The sequence below is a fragment of the Amphritea pacifica genome, assembly GCF_016924145.1.
In the GTDB taxonomy this organism is placed as follows: Bacteria; Pseudomonadota; Gammaproteobacteria; order Pseudomonadales; family Balneatricaceae; genus Amphritea; species Amphritea pacifica.
Window position 1 is genome coordinate 1 of record NZ_JAFFZO010000097.1, and the last position, 631, is coordinate 631.

The following is a 631-nucleotide window of genomic DNA, read 5'->3' on the forward strand; positions in this document are numbered from 1 at the left end:
CACCATCCGCCCAAAAGTAGACGTAACGTTTGTTGTTCAGGTCGCGGCGTCGCCATTGATCATGCTCTTCCAGCCATTTCCCTTTAAGCCGCGTGATCGTATTAGCCGACAGTCCTTTAGCCTGATTACCCAATAACGCCGTCAACGATTCCTGAAAATCACCGGTGGAGATCCCCTTCAAGTACAGCCAGGGGAGCAGTTCTTCAACACTGCGCGCTCGCTTGAGATAGGGCGGCAGCAAGTTACTATTGAATCGGATGCCGGTCCCGCTACGATCACGTACCTTGGGGACTTTAATCTCAACATCGCCGATACCTGTCTGCACAGTTCGCTCCGGCAGATGACCGTTACGAACTACGGCTTGGCGACCGTCAATCAGCCGTGTATTGGCATGTTGATCGAGCAGTGCTTGTAACTCTGCCTCCACGGCCTGAGAAATCAGCTGGCGTGCCCCCGATCTCAATAAATCGGTAAGGGGGTCAATGACATTGCTCTCTGGCTGAGTCCGGGCTGTCAGGGTAAACTTACTCATGGCGTATCTCTCTTCTGTTGATTGCGATCTGGCGAGATCAATCAACAGGATACGCCACCCTCTCTATCTTTCTCCATACACCAGAAATCACCATATCTC

At 52.1% G+C, this 631-nt stretch carries 1 protein-coding gene; it reads right to left on the reverse strand.

The window, feature by feature from the left end:
- Window positions 1-532: transposase (locus JW499_RS21565; RefSeq protein WP_205212508.1), on the reverse strand; the 532-nt coding region annotated here is incomplete at its 3' end.
- Window positions 533-631: the final 99 nt, after the last annotated feature.